Raw genomic sequence first — 2,770 nt, 5'->3', positions numbered from 1 at the left:
TAGTTAGCCTTTCTGGTGATGTGTCTTCGTACAATATTTTAGCGTTCGCCTGAATATGTTCTTGAAGTGCTTGCTTTTTTTCTGGAGTCATCGGTAGATAAATACACTCGTCTTACTTAGACTGACTGATTTTCGCCCTCTTTGCAAAAAACTGGGATGCTCCCTTGTTTACGGAATGTCAGTTGATAGATTTGCTCATAATCAATGTTTTCTATTATATAACCTACTCTTAACAGAGACATAACTTAATTATCGGTTATAACAGATATCTGAAAAACTGAGTACCAGCTTTCAGCATAAAACATACGATCGCTTACAATACACTCAGATAAGTTTGCTCTGAATTCATCGGTAAAACCCGCAACTTCCGATTTTTAAGGTCTGGTTCTAACCCTAAAACTTCCATTGGCGTCACACCCAAAAGGGCATAAGGTACTTCTGTGAGTTCCAGACAATCAAAGGTTCCTTGACGTTCTCCAATACTAAGTTCAACATCTCGGAAAATCCGCCCCTGCTGCACTCCAGCCGCAGTCTCTACCTGGGCTTCTCCACCTTGGACTAAACCTAGTTGACTAATAATGTTCGCAGGTAAACACAGCAAAGTTGCGCCCGTATCAACTAAAACATTATCCAAAATACAAGACCGAACTTCCTCTGGAGAAATAAAGCCTCGTTGAGCCAAAACTTGATCAATTCGATTAGTCACAGTGAGGGTAACTATTACTTGCCCCATTTGCTTACCCTGAAGATTTGGTAGTATCAACTTACCCATTTCAGCAAACTCCTGAAAACAAAATATTTTTGAGAGATGCCTGAAAACACAAAGACGCAAAAGCACTCTCTGCGCCTTTGCGTCGTTTCTGCGTAATATATCCGCTACTACACCATCTCAGACGAAGCCTGCGCCATCTGCTGCGGCTGCGGCTGGAACATGAACAACGAGTACACCACATCTCGGCGAATGTTAACCATCATATCCAAGAACAATTCATACCCCTCGCTCTTGTATTCAATCAGCGGATCTTTTTGCCCATAACCGCGTAATCCCACTGATTCGCGCAAGGCATCCATTTGTTGCAAGTGTTCCCGCCACAATGTATCAATGCGTTGCAAGATAAAGAAGCGTTCAGCTTGGCGCATTAGTCCAGGTTGAACTTGGTCAATCTGCGCTTCTTTGAGGTCGTAAGCAATTCGTACCTGTTCGTGGAGGAAGGCTTTAATTTCGCTGACTGTGATATCTTCTAATTGACTCGCTTGTAAATCCGCTAGCAAATAGACGAACTCTTTGACTTTCTCAACCAACTTTTCTAACTCCCACTCTTCCGAGGGCAAGTCTATGTTGATGTAGTAGTCAACGATGTCATCCATCGTTTTTTCAGCGTATTTAATCACCTGTTCTTTCAAATCTTGACCTTCTAAAACTCGGCGGCGTTCGGCGTAAATAGCACGACGTTGATTATTCATCACCTCGTCATACTCAAACACCTGCTTCCGAATGTCGTAGTAGTAGGTTTCAACTTTTTTCTGTGCGCCTTCCAAACTGCGGGTAAGCATCCCAGATTCGATAGGCATATCTTCTTCCACTTGGAAGGCATTCATTAACCCAGCAACGCGATCGCCACCAAAAATCCGCAGTAGGTTATCCTCTAAACTGAGGAAGAATCTTGTGGTTCCAGGGTCGCCTTGTCTTCCTGCACGTCCGCGCAACTGGTTATCAATCCGCCGCGATTCATGGCGTTCTGTACCAATTACGTGCAAACCGCCGATTCCCACTACTTCATCATGTTCGCGGGTAGTAAATTGTTCGTATTCCTGTTTGACGCGGTTGTAAGCTTCCCGCAATTTCTGAATTACAGGGTCATCAATGGGGGCTTTTTCTGCGGCTACAGCTACCTTTTCTTCAGCTTCCAATTCGGGTAAACTGCGTTCACCATACTCACGCACTGCAATTTCTACTGCATCTTTGAGTAGTTTTTCGGTTTCTTTTGTCAACTGGGTGGGGAAAATTTCTGGTGAAGCCCGCCAAGTTTTGACTTTCTTTCCAGGGACAAAGCCTTGACCACCACCATGTCCTGTAGGCAATCCGGCTGCTCTTTGAACGCCAAAGGCATCTTCATCTTCTGGCATGACAATCCGGGGCATAAAGTATTCCCGCAGCTTTAGACGTGCCATATATTCGGAGTTACCACCCAGGATGATGTCTGTACCTCTACCAGCCATATTGGTAGCAATAGTAACAGCACCTTTGCGTCCTGCTTGGGCGACGATTTCCGCCTCACGCTCGACGTTTTCAGGACGGGCGTTAAGTAATTCGTGAGGAATCGCCAATTCTTTCAATAGCCGACTGAGAAGTTCGGATTTTTCTACACTCGTGGTTCCCACTAATACAGGTCTACCAAGTTCGTGCATTTCGGCACATTCTCTAGCGATCGCCCCCCACTTACCTGCTTCTGTCTTAAAGACCATATCAGATAAATCTTCGCGTCTGCGATCGCGGTTGGTGGGAATTACCGCAACTTCGAGTTTGTAAATTTTTTCAAATTCTGGTTCTTCGGTTTTTGCCGTTCCTGTCATTCCACCGAGTTTTGGATACAGCAAGAACATATTTTGGTAAGTAATTGTCGCGAGAGTTTGAGTTTCTGGCTGAATCTCTACGTGTTCTTTCGCTTCAATCGCCTGGTGTAATCCATCACTCCAACGCCGTCCGGCTAGCACCCGACCGGTAAATTCATCCACAATTACTACTTCACCATTGCGGACGATGTAATTT

Annotated in this window: 2 protein-coding genes; both read right to left on the bottom strand. The window is 44.8% G+C overall.

Annotation, left to right across the window (positions count from 1 at the left end):
- Positions 1-313: 313 nt before the first annotated feature.
- Complete coding sequence (locus IQ229_RS22580; RefSeq protein ID WP_194047591.1) at positions 314-772, bottom strand: retroviral-like aspartic protease family protein; 459 nt, start codon at positions 770-772, stop codon at positions 314-316.
- A gap of 107 nt (positions 773-879) precedes the next feature.
- Positions 880-2,770: preprotein translocase subunit SecA (locus IQ229_RS22575; RefSeq protein WP_194047590.1), on the bottom strand; the 1,891-nt coding region annotated here is incomplete at its 5' end.

The organism is Nostoc cf. edaphicum LEGE 07299 (assembly GCF_015207245.1).
GTDB classification, from domain to species: Bacteria; Cyanobacteriota; Cyanobacteriia; order Cyanobacteriales; family Nostocaceae; genus Nostoc; species Nostoc edaphicum_B.
The sequence above is the reverse complement of the archived record's forward strand: the minus strand, read 5'-3'. Positions and strand labels throughout refer to the sequence as shown.